Here is a 16,817-nt window from a genome sequence, read left to right on the forward strand (position 1 = left end):
CCCGGAGTCGCGGATGTTACCGCGACCGCACGGCCCCGCCCGCCCCGCAACACGAAAAGCACCGGTGGGAACGGGGACGCTCGTTCCCACCGGTGCCGCCGGTGTCCGCCCGCGCGGGGCGGGTGGACGGAATCAGTGCGCGTAAGGCCAGCCCGCGGAGTCCCAGCCGAGCCAGTTGATGCCGAGCAGGGCGGTGCCGTTGTCGTTGTAGTAGTGGTAGGCGAGGATGTCGTGGTCGGTGTCGGCGAAGACGTCCTGGTGGCCGGGGCCGTGGATGCTGCCCTGGCCGGCCAGGATCTCGGTGCCGCCGCCCGAGGTCATCCGGGTGCCGTTGCGGTCGGTGTAGGGGCCGGTGATGCTGCTGGAGCGGCCGACCATGATGCGGTAGGTGCTCGACGCGCCGCGGCAGCACAGGTCGAAGGAGACGAACAGGTAGTAGTAGCCGCCGCGCCGGAAGATGGTCGGCGCCTCGATGGCGCCGCCGTTGCGGCCGGCGATGGAGTACAGGCTGGAGTCCAGCCGCCGGCCGGTCGCCGGGTCGATCCTGATCATCTTGATGCCGGACCAGAAGGAGCCGAAGGCCAGCCACCAGCGGCCCTGGTCGTCCACCTGCAGGTGCGGGTCGATGGCGTTGTAGTCGTTGGAGGAGGAGGACTCGATCACCAGGCCCTGGTTGGACCAGGTGCCGGAGTCGCCGCTGGTGCTGGTGGCCAGGAAGATCGCCGAGCGGTTGGAGCCGAAGGTCGACGCCGAGTAGTACAGGTAGTAGCGGCCGTTGTGGTAGGACAGGTGCGGCGCCCACAGGTTGCGTGCGCCCCCGGTGTAGGGGCTGGTCCAGGGCGCGCCGCCGGGGAAGACCGTTCCGGCGTTGCGGAAGGCGGTCCGGTCGGTCGAGGTCTTCAGGGCGACGTTGTCGCCGGTGTGCGCGACGAGGTAGCCGCCGTTGGGCCGCCGGACGAACGAGGGGTCGTGCACGGTGATGTCGCCCGTCACCGGGCCGGGGTAGGGATAGGCGACCGCGCTGACGTCGGCGGCGGCGGGCCGGGGGCCGGTGAGGCCCGCGATGGCCGAGGCGGTCGCCATCGCGCCCGTCGCCAGCGCGGCGCCCAGCAGGCGCCGCCGGGACGGCGGTTCGGGGGACGGGATGCGGGGGTCTTCGGTCACGGTCTCTCTCCTTGCTGCCGGAGGCGGTTGGGGGTGGCCGCCCGGGGGTCTAGTGGCCGATCTGGAAGGTGGCGTCCTGCCGGTCCATGGCGGAGGACCCGGTCGTGACGGGGTCGGTGCGCAGCTGGTAGCCGGAGTGCCTGATGTAGCGGTCGGGGAAGTTGTGCGAGCGGAACGAGGTCCAGGCGGAGTCGGCCAGGCCCGGGACGCGGTGGAAGGTGGCGTCGGCCGCGAAGGCGGCCGAGCCGTCGTCGCGGGCGAGCACCAGGACGTGGCCGGAGTGGCGCAGGAAGTGGTCGGGCAGGTTGACCGACTGGAAGGACAGGCCCGACGCGTCGGCGCGGCCGGGCACCAGCCGCCACTGCGCGTCGGCGTAGGGGTCGAAGGGGTAGGGATCGATCCGTGCCGTGTGGTCGGCGTGCCGGATCAGGTGGTCGGGGAAGTTGTAGGACTTGATCCGGTTCCAGGCGGGCGCGCCCCAGCGGGCCAGCAGCGCGGCGTGCTCGGCCGCCGTGATCGGTGCGATGGTGGCGTGCTTGGCGTTCAGCGGCTGCGTGTACTCGGCCTTGGACAGCGGTGACCAGTTCCCCGCGGCGACGTCGGTGCTGCGCCACACGTAGAACTCGCCGTTGACCGGGGAGAAGGAGTCGCCCCACAGGAACCACTCGTCGCGGTCGTTGGCCTTGGCGACGATCGGCGCCTCGATGCCGCCGCTGATGACGCCGGAGGTGTAGGTGCCGCTGTCGAAGGACCGCGGGTCCAGGGTGGCCGAGCGCGCGCCGTAGAGCCGCCCGTCGGCGAAGCTCTTGTAGTAGAGGTAGTTTCCCCTGGGCGTGACGTGCATCGTCCCGTCCAGGACGTTGAAGCCGGGGTCGAAGAAGAGCTGCGGCTGGGAGACGGTGACGAAGTCAGCCGTGTAGTTGACCCACAGCGCGTCGCGGCCGCCGCTGTTGGCGGAGTAGATGATGCCGTACCGGCCGCGGGCCGCGTCCCAGAATGCCTCGGGCGCCCAGGTGTGGGTGGGCATGCCGTGCATCCGCAGCCGCCGGTAGCCGGTGAAGGACCGCAGGTCGGCGGAGTCCCAGGCGTGGATGTACTGGTTCTGCTGCGTGAAGTCGGTACCGCGCAGGTCGGTGGCGATGACGGCGAAGCCGCCGTCCTGCCTGCGGATGATGAAGGGGTCGCGCAGGCCGCCCGTTCCGGCGGTCGGGGTGGCGACGGGCTCGTTCTGGTTGAGCGGGATCCAGTGCAGCCCGTCGGTGCTGACCGCCAGGTGCAGGCCGTAGTCGTCGCCGAGCCGCGAGGGGGACTCGGTGAAGTAGCCCATCACGTAGGCCTGGTAGGCGGGGGCCGGGGCGGCGGACGCGGCCCGCGGCGCGGTGCCGAGGCCGGCCAGGACCAGCGAGGATGCTCCCAGGCTCAGCAAGGTGCGGCGTTCGAGCATCAGCGATGCCTTTCGTCTGCTCGGAGGGCCGCGGTCCGGCGGCGGACGGGGGGCCGCCGGACCGCGGGGCTCACCGTGGGGATCCGCCGGTCACTCGCCGGACGGCGCCGGCAGCTGCACCCCCGTCCGGACCGGGGTGCCGAAGTTCGGGGTGCCGTCGGCGTTCCAGGTGAAGCGCTGCGCCCGGGTGGAGCGGTTCATGTCGCAGCCGCCGCTCGCCGAGTCATTGGCGTGGTAGACGATCCAGTCCTCGGTGCCGTCGGGCGAGCGGAAGAAGCCGTTGTGGCCGGGGGCGAAGACCCCGTTGGCGTCGCTGCGCTGGAAGACGGGCTGCGGGTGCTTGGTCCAGTGCGAGCGGTTGAGCGGGTCGGAGCCGGTGAGGGTGAGCAGGCCGAGCTTGTAGTCGGGCCCCCAGCAGGCGCTGGCGGAGTACACGATCATGGTGCGGCCGTTGTGGTAGAGGGGCTCGGCGCCCTCGTTCACCGGGTGCGTCTGCCGTTCCCAGGCCAGGGTGGGCTGGCTGATGGTCCGCCGGGCGCCGCTGATGGTCCACGGGTTGCTCAGCGGGGTGATGGACAGGCTCTGGGTCCCGTTGTCCATGTAGCTGCCCAGCAGGTACAGGTTGCCGTTGACCCGCAGGATGCTCGGGTCCAGCTCCCAGGTGTTGCCGAGGTCGGCGCGGAAGGTGTACGGGCCCATCGGGTTCGTGCCCGAACTCTCCAGCACGTGCAGCCGCTGGGTGGGGTTGAAGTCGGACACGTTCTGCCCGGCCACGTAGTAGAGGTACCAGCGCGGGCCGTTGGGTCCGTTGATCAGGTGGAACTCCGGCGCCCACATGTTGCAGCAGCCGTTGGGCCGCCCCGACAGGTCGAAGACCGTGGTGTCCTGCGCGCTCGCCAGGCCGCCCAGGGTCCGCGAGCGCCGCATGGTGATGGTGGAGTTCCAGGTGGTGGTGGCCAGGTAGTAGTAGCCGTCGTGGTACTGGAGCCACGGGTCGGGGCCGTTGCGCTTGATCGGGTTGGTGAAGCTGCCCGCGGCGTCGAGTTCGACCAGCTCCCACTGCTGGTTGGCGCCGTTGAGGTCCGGCCACTGCACGACCTGGCCGCCGTTGGCGGTGGAGAACTCGTACACGTCCACCGCCTTGCCGCTGTTGCGGTTGATCAGGCGCACGTAGCCGTCGCCGGAGTCGGCGAGCCGGAACTGCTGGCTGGCCCGGTTCTGGTCGCTCCACTGCACGATGCCGGCGCCGTCGGCGGTGGAGGAGCCGGCCACGTCCAGCACCCGGCCGCTGTGCCGGGACCGCAGCCGGTACCAGCCGTCGCCGGACTCCACGAACTGCCACTGCTGCCAGGCGCCGTCGTTGCGGGTCCACTGCGCGATCCGGGCGCCGTCCTCGGTGGCGAGGTCGTACACGTCCAGCGCGAGGCCGCTGTGCCGGTTGACCAGCACGTAGTAGGCGTTCGGGTCGATCACCGGTGCCGCCGAGGCCTGCTGCGGTGCGACGGCGGTGCCGCCGCCGAGCAGCAGCGCGAGTAGGGCGAGGAGGAGGCCGGCGCGCAGCGGCCAGGGGTTCGAGGGCGGACGGGCCGCCGGGGTTCTGGTGCTCATGATGCTCCCGATGGGGGTTCGGGCGGACGGAATGTTAGCGCTAACATTCCGGTGCGTGGAGGGTGCTCGAAATCGTGCTGGTCTGGGGCGGACGGAGCGGCACCCGCGCTCTGCACCGGGGGGCGAGGCGTCCGGGGCGGGCGGTGCCGGGCGGGGGTCGGATGGTCGCTGCGGGGTGCTCCACGTCGGCTGCGCGCCGCCCCGGCGGCGGAACCCGGGCGGGACCGGCCACTGCGGCGAGGCCGTCGCACTGTGACGTGGACTACAGTGTTAGCGCTAACATTTCAGTGCGTCAAGGGCTTCTCGAAAGTTTTCGGACCGCACAGTGATCGACTCGGTACCCTGCGCGCACGCTGCCGGGACGGTCCGCCGCCGCTGCGTGGCGCGGCGGCGGACCGCCTGTGGCGCGGACCGCCGGAGGTGCTCGGCGGTCCGTGCTCCGGACGGACGGCGCGGGCCCGTCGGGCGCCGCGCCGCGTACGGAGCCGTGGAGCGCTCCGGCGGGCCGCCGTCGGAGTGCGGCCCGCCGGAGCGCGGCTCGTACGGCCTAGATGCGCGCGCCGACGGCGGCACCGCTGGCCGGGTGCAGGAAGTTCGACGAGGGGATCGCGCCCGAGGACGTGCGCGGCCCAGTGATCACTGAGCTGTTCGTACTGGCCAGCGGCCAGCTGCCGCCGATGTCCCAGGAGTTGCCCGAACTGCTGGAGGAGCCGAGCGAGACGGCCCGGGCGTTGGCCACCGACAGGTTGCCCGCCACCACCGCGTCGGCGTCGGCGACGTCGAAGCCGGTGCCGCCGTTGCGCCAGGCGGTGTTGCGTTCGAATCTGAGCGCGCCGGGGTTGGAGTTGTCGATGAAGCCGCCGACGGCGTTGTCGAAGGCGATCGAGTTGCGCACGACGTGCGCGGCGGGCAGGTCCTCGTCGCCGCCGCCCATCTTCCAGCCGTTGCCGTCGCCGGTGTAGTCGGGCAGGTTCCACCGGTTGAAGCCGTTGCCCCAGGCGACGGAGTCGGTGACGGTGATCGGCGACAGGAACTCCCAGGCGTCGAAGCCGTCGTCGGAGTTGTTCCACAGCCGCACGCCGCGCACCACGTTGCCGGAGCCGGAGCCCTCCTTGATGGCCAGGCCGTCGGCGCTCTCGCCGTTGTTGCGCGGGTCGCGGTTGCCGTGGCTGTCCAGGTTGCTGACCAGGTTGTTGCTGGACGCCGCCTGGATGTGCAGGCCCGACTCGTAGTTGTCGCGGGTGGTGAGGCGGTCGAAGACGTTGTTGCTGCAGTCGCGGCAGAAGATCCCGTACGGGCCGCGGATGATGTCGATGTCGACGATCCGCCAGTAGTCGGCCTCGATGTGCAGCACGCCCCGCTCCATGTTGGGGATGCTGCCGTCCACGGGCGCGGGCGTGTGCGGCATGTTCTCGCCGTCCAGCACCACGTTCTCGCCCCGGTAGGCGGTGATGGTGTACGGCGCCGAGGCGGTGCCGTCCTTCAGGATGCGGATGTTGGTGCTCGGGGCGTAGGTGCCCGCGCGCAGCTGGATCGTGGTGCCGGGGGTCGCCAGCTCGACCGCCCGCTGCAGGGTGCGCAGCGGCTGGGAGAGGGTGCCGGGCGCGGAATCGTTCCCGTTCGGCGCCACGAACAGCTCTCCGGCGGCGGCCGGCGACCAGGCCGGGGCGGCGGCGGCCGCTCCGGCACCCGCGGCCGCCACGGCGGCGGCGAGCGCGACCGCCGCGAGGCCGCGCCACAGCGCGCGGACCGTCCGGCCTCGGTTCCCTGGGTGAGAACGCATGGTGTTCGTACCTTTCGTCGGCCGACATGGAGCGCCTGGGTCCGGTGCGCCGGCCAGCGCCGGGGGAAAGCGCTTTCCGGTGACGCTACGATTTCGCGCCATCACCGTCAAGGGGTCCGAAAGGCGCCGCCTCGGCGCCGCGAGCGCGCCGGGCGCCCGCGCGGGGGCCTAGATCCAGCCCTCTTCCCAGGCCCGGTGCGCCGCGGCGTGCCGGGAGCCCACCTCCAGTTTGGCCATGGCCGCCGACAGGTAGTTGCGGACCGTGCCGGGCGCCAGGTGCACCTGGGCGGCGATCTCGTTCACCGAGGCGCCGGTGCGCGCCGCCCGCAGCACCTCCAGCTCCCGGTCGGTGAGCGGGCACGCGTCCTCGGTCAGCGCCGACGCGGCGATGTCGGGGTCGACGTACCTGCGGCCGGCGGCGACATCGCGGATGATCTCCGCCAGGCGGGCGGCGGGGGTCGTCTTGGGCACGAAGCCGCTGACGCCGGCCGCCAGCGCGCGGCGCAGCACGCCCGGTCTGGCGTGCCGGGTGACCAGGATGATCCTGGCGGGCAGCTCGGCCCTGATCTCCTCGGCGGCGCGCAGGCCGTCGGCGGGCGGCATCTCCAGGTCGAGCACGGCGATGTCGGGTCGGTGCTCGCGCGCCAGCAGCACCGCCTCGGTCGAGGTGGCCGCCTCGGCCAGCACGGCGAGGTCGTCCTCCAGCCGCAGCAGCGCCGCCAGGGCGCTGCGGAGCAGGGCGTCGTCGTCGGCGAGCAGCAGGCGGATCATTCCGGTCCCCCGTTCGGGTCGGCCCGGAGCGTGGCGGCGACGGTGAAGCGGTCGCCGTCGTGCTCCCAGGTCAGCTCGCCGCCGGCCGCGTGCAGGCGCTCCGCCAGGGTGCGCAGCCCGCTGCCCGGCGGGCCGGCGGACCGGCCGGCCGCACCGTCGTTGCTCATCCGCAGGCGCGCGGTGCCGCCGGTGACGCGGTAGTCGACCTCGGCGTGCCGGGCGCGGCTGTGCCGGAGGACGTTGGTGGTGCCCTCGCGCACCACCAGCCCGAGCAGGTGCCGGCTCGACTCGGCGAGGCGGCCGGGGCCGCTGGGATCGAGGTGCGTCCGGGCGTCGATGTCGGCGGCGGCCAGCACCCGGGTGGCGTTGGCGATCTCCTCGTCCAGGGTCGTCCTGCGGTAGCCCTGCACCACGGCGCGGGTGTCGTGCAGCGCGTCGGCGGCCAGCCGCCGCACCTCCTCCATCTCCGCGGCGGCGCGCGCCGGGTCGGCCGCGGCGAGCCTGGCCGCCAGCTCGCTCTTGAGCGCGATGACCTGGAGGTGGTGGCCCTGGATGTCGTGCAGGTCGGCGGCGAAGCGCAGCCGCTCGTCCTTGACCGCCAGCTCGGCGGACATCCGCCGCGCCTCGTCCAGGCGCGCGGCGACGTCCCAGGCCCACAGCGGCCCGAGCGTCACCCAGCAGGAGAAGACGAGCAGTCCGAGCGGGAACAGCGAGGCGTACAGCACCTGCCCGTCGTCGGCGGCCAGACTGGCGGCGCCGCCGGGCACCGGCGCGAGGGCGGCCGCGCAGCCCAGCAGCACCCGCCGCCGCGCGGGCGGCAGGACGGCGGCGGCGATCGCGACCATGATCGCGGGTGCCACCGCCCACAGGCCGTAATTGCCCAGGGCGAGCGGGACCGCGCCGAGCACCGCCGCGCCCGCTCCCCCGGCGGCCAGCCAGCCGAGCGGCGGGCGGCCGGGCGGCTCGCCGGACCGGGCCGGCGCCAGCCGGCGGCTGAGCAGCACCCCGCTCGCCACCGCGGTGGCCAGCAGCGCGGCCGCCGACGCGGCCCGCGCGGGGACGGGCACGTCGGGGTCGGCGATCCACTCGCCGACGAACACGACGAGGCAGGTCACGGCGGTCCCCGGCACGCTCCACCAGGTGTAGCGCCGGAACCGGACGAGTCCCGGCTCTCGCTCTCGCACGCCGCCATTGTGGCAGCCGCGCAAAGGCCCCACACCCCGCCGAACTCGGAAAATGACATCTGTCATGCGGACCGGTGACGGACGCATCCGCGCCGGTGCGGTTTCGGCGCTACCGGCGGCCGCCGCACTCGGCCATCGTTCGGATCAGGAAACGGCGGGAGAACGTCCGCCCCTTGGCCGAAGGAGCCGTCATGGAAACGCAGCAGCAGGTCCGGCAGCACTCCACCCGCACTCGAACCTGGCACTTCATCCGCCATTTCGCCGAAATGGTGGCCGCGATGCTGGTCGGAATGGTCGTCCTCGGCTTGGCAACGGAGGGCGTCCTGGCCCTCACCGGGCTGGACCTGCCCGCGTCGCCCGAGTTCGCATCACTGAAAATGGCCTTCGACATGGCGGTCGGAATGGTCGTGTGGATGCGCTTCCGGGGCCACGGCTGGGCGAGCACCCTGGAAATGTCGGGTGTGATGTTCCTGCCGCCGGTCGCGCTTTTCCCAGTGCTGTGGCTCGGCCTCCTCTCCGCCGACACCATGCACCTGGTCGAGCATGTGCTGATGCTGCCGCTGATGCTCGCCGTCATGCTGCGCCGCCGTACCGAGTTCGGCGGATGAGCCCCGCGGTGCGCCGCAGCGGAGAACGGGAATCGGGGGCCCGCCGCCGTGCCGGCCGACCGCGGCGCGGCGAGCGGCCGGCGCGGGAGGGTCCGCCGCCCGAGGACGGCCGGCGGGCCCTCCCGCGCCGCGGGTCAGGCCCGGGCCGCCCGGATCGCCTCGGCCAGCGGGGTGGCCGGGCGGCCGAGCAGGCGGGGCAGGTCCTCGCTGCCCGTCTCCAGCTCGCCGCGGGCGATGGACGCGTCGATCGAGGCGACGAACTCCGCGGTGCCGGCGTCCATGCCGGTCGCGCGCAGCACGGCGGCGTAGTCGGCGGCGGACAGGTCGCGGTAGGCGACCTCGGTGCCGGTCACCGCGGTGACGGCGGCGGCCAGCTCGGTGAAGGTGAACGGCGCGCCGCCCAGTTCGTAGACGGTGGTGCCGCCCTCGTCGCCGGTCAGCGCGGCGGCCGCCGCGGCGGCGTAGTCGGCGCGGGTGGCGCCCGAGACGCGGCCCTGGCCCGCGGCGCCCACGATCTCCCCGTGCGCCAGGTACCGGTCGACGGCGTCGGTGTAGTTCTCGATGTACCAGCCGTTGCGCAGCACGGTGGCGGGCAGGCCCGAGGCGGCCAGGGCCCGCTCGGTCGCCTTGTGGTCGGGCGCGAGCGGGTTGGCGGTGGTGTCGGCGCGCAGGACGCTGGTGTAGGCGAGGCGCTCGACGCCGGCCGCCGCGGCCGCGTCGATCACCGCGCGGTGCTGGGCGAGCCGCCTGCCCGGTTCGTTGCCCGACACCAGCAGCAGGCGCCGCACCCCGGCGAGGGCCGGCGGGAGGGTGTCCGGCCGCGAGTAGTCGGCCTGGCGGACCTCGACGCCGCGCCGGGCCAGGTCGGCGGCCTTCGCCTCGGTGCGGGCGACCGCGACGATATCGGCGGCGGGCACGCCCCGCTCCAGCAGGCTCTCGACCACGAGACGGCCGAAGGGACCACTGGCTCCGGTGACCGCGTAGGCAGGCATGGGCAGACCTCATCTCTCGCTGTGCTTTCTGACGGAAAGCACTAACTAAAGCACAGCGCAGTTTAGTCCCGCAGTGGGTGGGTTAGGCTGCGGATGTGACGAACGACCGCGTCGGGCCCGAGCCGGGCCCCTCCCAGGCGCTGGTCTCCGACGTCTTCGCCCGCGACTGCACCTCGCGCGGCGCCTTTGAGGGCGTCACTTCCAAATGGGCGTCGCTGGCGCTGCTGGCGCTGGCCGAGGGCGGCTACCGCTTCAACGCGCTGCGCCGCCGGGTGGAGGGGGTGAGCGAGAAGATGCTGTCGCAGACCCTCCAGCACCTCGAACGCGACGGCATGGTCTCCCGCCGGGTCCTCACCGCGATCCCGCCGCGGGTGGAGTACTCCCTCACCCCGCTGGGCGCCCGCGTCGCCGAGCACCTGCGCGGCCTCGCCGATCTGCTCCAGGCGTCCACCCGCGAGGTCGAGCGGGCCCGCGACGCCTACCGCCGCGACGAGGGCTAGCGGCGGGCCGGCGGCGCGCTTCGCCGCCGGCCCGCCGTGCGCGTCAGGCCCCGGTCAGATCTGGGACAGGCGCGGGATGACCTTCTCGCCCAGTTCGGTCGCGTAGCCGACCGGGTCGTTCCCCGGCATCACCGCGACATGGTCGATGCCGAGCTTGGCGTAGGACTCCATCTCCCTGAGGAAGTCGTCGGGGGCGGACGGGTCGCACTGGCTGAGGAGGGTCTTCTTGATCTCGGCCGGGTCGCGTCCCGCGTCCGCGCAGTGCGCGGCCAGCACGTCGAGCTTGTGCGCCACCGCCTCCGTGCCCGCGGCGAAGAGGTTGCAGGCGTCGGCGTAGCGGGCGACCAGCCGCAGCGTCTTCTTCTCGCCGCCGCCGCCGATCAGGATGGGCGGGCGCGGCGACTGGAGGGGGCGCGGCGAGCAGACGGTCCGCGCCAGCCGGTAGTGGGTGCCCTCGAAGGGCCCGTCGTCGTCGCTCCACATCTGCAGGCAGATGCGCAGCGTCTCCTCAAGGCGCTCGAAGCGCTCGGCCACCGGCGGGAAGGGCACGCCCAGCCCGGCGTGCTCCTCCTCGTACCAGGCGGCGCCGATGCCGAGCATCGCCCGGCCGCCCGACAGCACGTCGAGCGTGGTGACGATCTTGGCCAGCAGGCCGGGGTGCCGGTAGGTGACCCCGGTGACCAGCAGGCCGAGCTGGATGCGGCGGGTCCTGGCCGCGACGTAGCCCAGCGAGGTGTAGCCCTCCAGCATGGGCTCGGGGGCACCCCCGAGCTGCTCCATCTGGAACCAGTGGTCCATCAGCGTGAACCAGGCGCAGCCCGCCTCCTCGGCGATCGCGGCCGACTCCCCCAGCACCCGCCCGAGGTCGGCGTCCCCTCCGGGCACCTTGAAGTTCGGGACGTGAATACTGATCTGCACGGTCTCTCCCGTTCTGAGGACCTCCTGTCGGGCCCTCCGTGAGCAAGCCTTCACCCGATCGGCCCGGCGCGGAAGGACTCGCCGATCCCCCCTTGAGCGTGTCGCCGCCCGCCGGACCGGACCGCGGACCGGCCGGGCGCGCCGATCCGGCCGCGCCCTAGGCTTCGGCGTGTACCCGACCGGGCGGCGCCCAGGGCGCGGCCGGGTCCCGACCGAAAGAGACTCTGACTCCATGCGCTACCGACTGCTGGGCGGCTCCGGCCTGCGCGTCTCGGAACTGTTCCTCGGCGCGATGACCTTCGGCGACGTGGACGGCTCCCGCCGCATCCTCGACGCCTACGCCGAGGCCGGCGGCAACATGGTCGACACGGCGTCCGCGTACGGGGAGAGCGAGGCGGTCCTCGGCGAGCTGCTGCAGGGCCGCCGCGACCGCTTCGTGCTGGGCAGCAAGTACACGCTCTCCCGCGACCGCGGCGACGTGAACGCGGCGGGCAACCACCGCAAGAACCTCACCCTGTCGCTGGAGCGGAGCCTGCGCAGGCTGCGCACCGACTACCTGGACCTGTTCTGGGTGCACCTGTGGGACCGCCACACCCCGCTGGAGGAGACCATGCGCGCGCTGGACGACGCGGTGCGCTCCGGCAAGATCCTCTATGTGGGCATCTCCGACGCCCCTTCGTGGGTGGTGGCCCGGGCGAACACGCTGGCGGAGTGGCGCGGCTGGTCCCCGTTCGTCGCGGTGCAGGCGCCCTACAGCCTGCTGCAGCGCGATGCCGAGCGCGAGCTGATCCCGGTGGCCGAAGCCCTCGGGCTGACCTTCGCGGCCTGGGGCCCGCTCGCCGGCGGCGTGCTCTCGGGCAAGTTCTCGCGCGGCGGGGCGGTGCCCGCGGACACCCGGGTCGCCGCCGACTCCCTCGGCGAGCGCGAGCACACCGCCGCCCGCGCGGTGCTGGAAGTCGCCGACGAGCTGGGCGCCACCGCCTCGCAGGTGGCGATCGCCTGGATCCGGGCCCGGTCGCCCGCCGTGGCGCCGATCATCGGCGCGAGCACGGCCGAGCAGCTGCGCGACAACCTGGGCGCCGCCGAACTGGTCCTGCCCGGCGAGGCGGTCGAGCGGCTGAACGCGGCGGCCGCCTTCGAGGCGGGCTTCCCCTCGGACTTCATCGCCCAGTGCGAGCCCGACGCCTGGGTCTTCGGCGAGGCCGCCACCAGGGTCGACGGGCGCGCCGGCCGGTACTGAGCCCCGGGGCGCCCCGGCGCGGCGGCTCAGGGCCGCTCGGCCGCGCCGGGGTGCCAGCTGCTCAGCTCGGCGGAGACGTCGGCGGCGCCGCGGACCACCTCGGCCAGGATCCGGGCGCCGCGCTCCTCGTCGATGCGGTACTGCGGCCCCGCGACGGTGACGGCGGCGACCACCTTGCTGGCGACCTTGATCGGCGCGGCCACCGCCCACACCTCCTCGTCGACCTCCGAGGCGCTGTGCGACCAGCCCTGCTCGGCGATGAGCGGCAGCTCGGCCAGCACCGACTCCCGCTCGCCCTCGGGCGGCCGGTGCTCCAGCCGGTCGAAGTAGCGGGCCGCCCACTCCGGGCCCATCCCCGCCAGCAGCGCCTTGGGCCCCGCGCCCCGGTGCAGGCTCATGATCTGCCCGGGGCGGAAGGACAGCCGGATGGAGCGCTCGGTCTGGCAGATCTCGGCGCAGGTGGCGAAGTCGCCGACGCGCCGGATGACCAGCGCCGCCTCGCCGGTGACCGAGGCCAGCCGCTCCACCAGCGGCCGCAGCAGGTGCGACATCCGCATGGTCTGCTCGGCGCTCTCGGCGAGGGTCAGCACGCGCGGCGCCAGCACGTAGGTGCCGCCGCCGTTCTCCTGCACCAGTTCCATCTCGCGCAGCAGCGAGACGAAGCGGTAGGCCGAGGGGGTGGAGATGCCCACGTCGCGTGCGATCTCCTCCACGGTGAGCTGCGGTGACTGCTCCGAGAACAGCAGCAGCACCTTCAGCGCCCGCCTCGCGCTGTCGACGCCCGGCGTCCGCCCGCGCGCTTGCGCCACTTCGCCTCGTCTCCTCGTCCGGTCGCCCGCCCGCTCGGCGGCTCAGGCGGAGTAGGTCCCGACGACCCGGTTCTGCTCGATGATGCGGTCGGCGTACCGAGCGAGGAACTCCTCGCGGGTGGGCTCGCCCGCGACGGCCGCGCTCAGCGCGTAGACCCAGAAATAGTAGTGGTGGATTCCGTGGCCCGGCGGCGGTTGCGGGCCGGTGTATCCGGGAGCGCCGATGCCGTTGGGCCCCTCCCGCACGGTGCCGCTCCCGGTGTCGAGGCGGCCGTCGGCGGGGGCGATGCCGTAGACCGTCCAGTGCGTGAAGCCCTGCGGCAGCGGGGCGTCGGGGTCGTGCGCGATGACGGCCAGCTCCACCGCGCCCTCGGGCACCCCGGTGATCTCCAGCTCCGGCGGCGTGCCCGCGGCGCCGGAATGGGCGTCCGGAATCCGCTCGCCGAATGCGAAATCCGGTGACGAGACCGCCAGGTCCTTGATGTTCAGTCCCATATTTCTCCTCCTTGCTCGATTCGGCTCCATGAATGCGCCCGGTCGGCGGCTCCCATGCGCCGGGAGCCCTTTCTCAGGGCGCGGCCCCGACCATTTCCCTGATCAGTCCGGCCACCCGCTCCGGCGCCTCCTCGGGGACGTAGTGGTCGACGCCGGGCAGCTCCACGGCGCGCAGGTCGGGGCGGAGCCGCCTGGTCGCGGCGAAGGCGTCGGGCGACACCAGCCTGCTGAGCGCGCCGCGCACCAGGGTGACCGGCACCGCGACGGCGCGGGTCTCCTCGGCGAAGTCGCGGCGCAGCCCCTCGACGGTGCGCACCATGGCGGCGGGGTCGGCCAGCGCCCGGTAGCCGCCGGCCTCGCGCGTGTAGCCGTAGGCGACGCGGCGGCGCACCGCGTCCTCGGGCATCAGCGGGTAGCGGCCGCGGATGTAGCCGGCCACCTCCTCGGCGGAGGCGAACACCCGGTCGCCGCCGCGCACCCGCGCCTCCAGCTCGTCGAGCACCCGCCGCTCGATGAACGGGGTGTAGTCCAGCGCGACGACGCCGCGTACGGCGGCGGGCTCGCGCGCCGCCGCGACCACGCCGTTGCGCGCGCCGAGGGAGTGGCCGCAGACGACGGCCGGGCCGCAGTCCAGCTCGGCGATCAGCCCGAGCAGGTCGGCGGTGTACTCGTCGGCGCCGTAGCCGCTCGCGGGTCTCCCGCTGCGGCCGTGGCCGCGCTGGTCGACGGCGACGGTGCGGACGGCGCCGCCCAGGTGCGCCACCACCGCGTCCCACACGCCGAGGCTGCCGGTGGTGCCGTGCAGCAGCACCACGGCGGGGCCGCTCCCCCGGTCGCGTACGCACAGCTCGGTCCCGCCGACGCGCACGGTGCGCAGGTCGGCCAGGGTTTCGGGATGCTCGGGCATCGCCGTCAGACCGGGGTGGTGTCGGAGAGCGCCCGCCGCACGGTGATCAGGCCGGCGATGATGTCGGCGCGCTTGGCGGCGACATCGCCCTCGCCGTAGGCGTACATGCCGCCGCCGGTCTTCATACCGAGTTTCCGCTGCCCGGTCATCTCGGTGACCAGCGGGGAGACGCCCGCCTCGGTGGACAGCTCGCGGTTGAGGTACCCGGCGACCGACTCGTAGATGTCGAGCCCGGCCATGTCCAGCAGCCGCATCGGGCCGATGACGGCGAGCTTGTAGCCGATGCCCCACTTGACGCAGGTGTCCAGGTCCTGCCGGGAGACCACGCCCTGCTCGACCAGCGACAGGCACTCGCGCAGGATTGCGTAGAGGATCCGGTTCTCCACGAAGCCGGGGACCTCCTTCTCCACCACCGCCTCGTAGCCGATCGCCCGCACGGTCTCGACCAGCGCGTCGCGCACGCCCTCGGCGGTGCGCTCGCCCGGGATGACCTCGATCATCGGGATGACGTGCGGCGGGTTGGACCAGTGCATGCCGATCAGCCGCTCGGGGTGCGCCATGTCCGCCGCCAGCTCGGAGACGGGGATGCCCGAGGTGTTGGTGCCGATGACGGCGTCGTCGCGCACCGCGGCCTCGATCTCGGCCAGCACCGCGCGCTTGAGGTCGAGCCTCTCGGGCACCGCCTCGATGACCAGGTCGGCGCCGTCGAGCGCGGCGGCGAGGTCGGCTTCGCAGCTGACGGAGCCGCCGGGGGTGGTCGGGACGCCGAGCCGGTCCAGGACGGACTCGGCGATCGCCAGCGCGCCCGCGGCGCGCTCCAGCACCTCGGCGCTGACGTCGTTGAGCCGGACGGTGGAGCCGTACCGGGCCATCAGGGCGGCGATGCCGGGGCCCATGGTGCCGGAGCCGATGACGGCGGTGGTGGTGGGGACGCTCATGCTGACGTGCCTTCCTCGTGCTGGGACTGGGTGAGCGGTCGGCGCCGCGGCCTAGCGGGGCTGCGGCCCGCCCTGGCGCGCCTCCTGGGCGTCGAGCTTGCGGTTGAAGTACATCCAGAAATTGTTCTTGGCCCGGTCGGGGTAGATCACGTCGTACTTCTCGACGCTCTCCTCCGCGCCGGGCGGGTGGTGCGCCAGGCCGGAGGAGGCGAGGGCCAGCTGGGCGCGGGCCGCCTTCTCCAGGAAGATCCCGGCCAGCGTCGCCTCCCGGACGTCGCGGCCCACGAAGGAGACCCCGTGGTTGGCCATCAGCACCGCCTCGGCCGGGCCGAGGGTGCGCGCCAGCGCCTTGCCCAGCTGCGGGGTGGTGATGATGTGGCTGGTCTCGGCGAAGCGCGGCACGCCGTGGTGGGCGAACCAGACGGCGTGGTTGATGTAGGGCCCCAGTTCGGCGCCGGTGGCCCCGAAGACGGTGGAGTAGAAGGGGTGGGAGTGGCCGACGACCGCGACCTCGGGCCGGGCCAGCATGATCTCGGCGTGCAGCGGCCATTCGAGGTGGCGCAGCCCCTGGCCCTCCAGCACCCGGCCGTCGAAGTCGATCAGGATGAAGTCGCGGCCGGTCACCTCCTCCAGGCCGAGGTTGCCGCGCTTGAGCCACAGCCCGCGGCCGTGGGGGTCGCGGTAGGAGAGGTGGCCCATGGACATGTCGCCGTGCCCCTCCATCTCCAGGATGCGGTGGGCGCGGGCCACCTGTTCGAGCACGGTGGCGATGGAGTCGTCCTGGCTGTACAGCGCGTCGCTGTGCGGCATCGTGCGGCCTTTCTGGTGCAAGCGGTGGGTGGGCGGTGCGGGGTCATCCGCGTGCGGCGGCGCGGGCCTCGGCCAGGCTCAGGCCGCCGACGCGCTGGTGCACCCGGCCCCCGCTGGCCACGGCGACGCAGATCAGCAGCTCGTCAGGGCGCGGCGCGTCGGGGACCGCGAGGGTGACGGCGTCGTAGTGCGAGCGGACGTACAGCTCGTCCTTGTAGGCCAGCGGGATGTCGATGGCGGTGCCCGCCGACGCCGTCTTGGTGGCCGAGGAGATCCAGGCCGCGCCGCCGCCCACGGCCGCGCGCAGCGCGTCGCCGAAGACGGTGGTGACGCAGGCGACGACGTGCTCCTGCTCGCCGGCGGTGCCGGCGATGCCGCCCTTGCCGTAGCTGTGCACCTCGCGCCGGCCCAGCAGCGCGGCCGCGCGGCGGCCCAACTCGGTGCCGAGCGCGGCGCTGGGCGCGGTGAGCGCGGACAGGTCCTCGGTGTAGCCCCCGGCGAAGGGGTTGGCGATCACCACGCCGCAGGCGGCCTTGACCAGCGGCTCGCCGGGCACCGGGCCGCCCTCGTGCGCGATCTCCTCGACGAAGCCCACCCAGCGGCGGACCCGGTAGCCGTCCTCGACGGCGCTTGCGGCACTCACCCT

The 16,817-nt window shown here is 73.4% G+C and carries 17 protein-coding genes; 3 read left to right on the top strand and 14 right to left on the bottom strand.

What is annotated here, in order from left to right; translation table 11 throughout:
• Positions 1–132: 132 nt before the first annotated feature.
• The 6 genes from CLV72_RS23245 to CLV72_RS23270 form a co-directional block, all read right to left on the bottom strand.
• Entirely contained in the window at positions 133–1,164 is a 1,032-nt protein-coding gene (locus CLV72_RS23245; RefSeq protein WP_245930392.1) for an arabinan endo-1,5-alpha-L-arabinosidase, read from the bottom strand.
• Between the two features lie 49 nt (positions 1,165–1,213).
• The gene (locus CLV72_RS23250) at positions 1,214–2,608 is read right to left on the bottom strand and encodes a glycoside hydrolase family 43 protein (protein WP_106250200.1); all 1,395 of its coding nucleotides are present in this window, start codon (positions 2,606–2,608) and stop codon (positions 1,214–1,216) included.
• Between the two features lie 90 nt (positions 2,609–2,698).
• Positions 2,699–4,216 carry a family 43 glycosylhydrolase gene (locus tag CLV72_RS23255; RefSeq protein WP_106250202.1) on the bottom strand — a complete coding sequence of 506 codons (1,518 nt, stop codon included), beginning with the start codon at positions 4,214–4,216 and terminating at the stop codon, positions 2,699–2,701.
• Between the two features lie 547 nt (positions 4,217–4,763).
• On the bottom strand, positions 4,764–5,999 hold the full coding sequence (locus CLV72_RS23260) for a right-handed parallel beta-helix repeat-containing protein (RefSeq protein WP_106250204.1): 1,236 nt from the start codon (positions 5,997–5,999) through the stop codon (positions 4,764–4,766).
• Positions 6,000–6,167: 168 nt separating this feature from the next.
• Positions 6,168–6,770 (bottom strand): response regulator transcription factor, encoded by a 603-nt coding sequence (locus CLV72_RS23265; protein ID WP_106250206.1) that lies wholly within the window; start codon positions 6,768–6,770, stop codon positions 6,168–6,170.
• Positions 6,767–7,954: a sensor histidine kinase gene (locus CLV72_RS23270; RefSeq protein ID WP_245930393.1), complete on the bottom strand. Its 1,188-nt coding sequence runs from the start codon at positions 7,952–7,954 to the stop codon at positions 6,767–6,769. The genes CLV72_RS23265 and CLV72_RS23270 overlap by 4 nt, the downstream gene beginning before the upstream one ends.
• A 191-nt stretch (positions 7,955–8,145) precedes the next feature.
• Here CLV72_RS23270 and CLV72_RS23275 point away from each other — a divergent pair, with 191 nt between their 5' ends.
• Positions 8,146–8,562 (top strand): hypothetical protein, encoded by a 417-nt coding sequence (locus CLV72_RS23275; protein WP_106250210.1) that lies wholly within the window; start codon positions 8,146–8,148, stop codon positions 8,560–8,562.
• A gap of 134 nt (positions 8,563–8,696) precedes the next feature.
• On the opposite strand, the gene CLV72_RS23280 is transcribed toward CLV72_RS23275, so the two are convergent.
• Positions 8,697–9,554 (bottom strand): SDR family oxidoreductase, encoded by an 858-nt coding sequence (locus CLV72_RS23280; protein ID WP_106250212.1) that lies wholly within the window; start codon positions 9,552–9,554, stop codon positions 8,697–8,699.
• A gap of 95 nt (positions 9,555–9,649) precedes the next feature.
• Here CLV72_RS23280 and CLV72_RS23285 point away from each other — a divergent pair, with 95 nt between their 5' ends.
• Positions 9,650–10,054 carry a winged helix-turn-helix transcriptional regulator gene (locus tag CLV72_RS23285; RefSeq protein ID WP_245930394.1) on the top strand — a complete coding sequence of 135 codons (405 nt, stop codon included), beginning with the start codon at positions 9,650–9,652 and terminating at the stop codon, positions 10,052–10,054.
• Between the two features lie 54 nt (positions 10,055–10,108).
• On the opposite strand, the gene CLV72_RS23290 is transcribed toward CLV72_RS23285, so the two are convergent.
• A complete protein-coding gene (locus CLV72_RS23290) occupies positions 10,109–10,972 on the bottom strand; it encodes an LLM class F420-dependent oxidoreductase (protein ID WP_106250214.1) in 864 nt (287 codons plus the stop codon).
• A 232-nt stretch (positions 10,973–11,204) separates the two neighbouring features.
• Between CLV72_RS23290 and CLV72_RS23295 the strand changes: the two genes are divergently transcribed.
• Positions 11,205–12,212 carry an aldo/keto reductase gene (locus tag CLV72_RS23295; RefSeq protein WP_106250217.1) on the top strand — a complete coding sequence of 336 codons (1,008 nt, stop codon included), beginning with the start codon at positions 11,205–11,207 and terminating at the stop codon, positions 12,210–12,212.
• Between the two features lie 26 nt (positions 12,213–12,238).
• On the opposite strand, the gene CLV72_RS23300 is transcribed toward CLV72_RS23295, so the two are convergent.
• The 6 genes from CLV72_RS23300 to CLV72_RS23325 all read right to left on the bottom strand — a co-directional run bounded on the left by CLV72_RS23300 (position 12,239) and on the right by CLV72_RS23325 (position 16,814).
• Positions 12,239–13,021 (bottom strand): IclR family transcriptional regulator, encoded by a 783-nt coding sequence (locus CLV72_RS23300; protein ID WP_211303056.1) that lies wholly within the window; start codon positions 13,019–13,021, stop codon positions 12,239–12,241.
• Between the two features lie 42 nt (positions 13,022–13,063).
• On the bottom strand, positions 13,064–13,516 hold the full coding sequence (locus tag CLV72_RS23305) for a YbhB/YbcL family Raf kinase inhibitor-like protein (RefSeq protein WP_106250220.1): 453 nt from the start codon (positions 13,514–13,516) through the stop codon (positions 13,064–13,066).
• Between the two features lie 73 nt (positions 13,517–13,589).
• Positions 13,590–14,423 (bottom strand): alpha/beta fold hydrolase, encoded by an 834-nt coding sequence (locus CLV72_RS23310; RefSeq protein WP_106250222.1) that lies wholly within the window; start codon positions 14,421–14,423, stop codon positions 13,590–13,592.
• A gap of 5 nt (positions 14,424–14,428) precedes the next feature.
• On the bottom strand, positions 14,429–15,361 hold the full coding sequence (locus CLV72_RS23315; protein WP_106250224.1) for a 3-hydroxyacyl-CoA dehydrogenase NAD-binding domain-containing protein: 933 nt from the start codon (positions 15,359–15,361) through the stop codon (positions 14,429–14,431).
• 51 nt (positions 15,362–15,412) lie between these two features.
• Positions 15,413–16,171: a class II aldolase/adducin family protein gene (locus CLV72_RS23320; protein WP_106250227.1), complete on the bottom strand. Its 759-nt coding sequence runs from the start codon at positions 16,169–16,171 to the stop codon at positions 15,413–15,415.
• 43 nt (positions 16,172–16,214) lie between these two features.
• Positions 16,215–16,814 carry an amino acid synthesis family protein gene (locus tag CLV72_RS23325; RefSeq protein ID WP_106250230.1) on the bottom strand — a complete coding sequence of 200 codons (600 nt, stop codon included), beginning with the start codon at positions 16,812–16,814 and terminating at the stop codon, positions 16,215–16,217.
• Between the last annotated feature and the right edge of the window lie 3 nt (positions 16,815–16,817).

The organism is Allonocardiopsis opalescens (assembly GCF_003002095.1).
Taxonomy (GTDB): Bacteria; Actinomycetota; Actinomycetes; order Streptosporangiales; family Streptosporangiaceae; genus Allonocardiopsis; species Allonocardiopsis opalescens.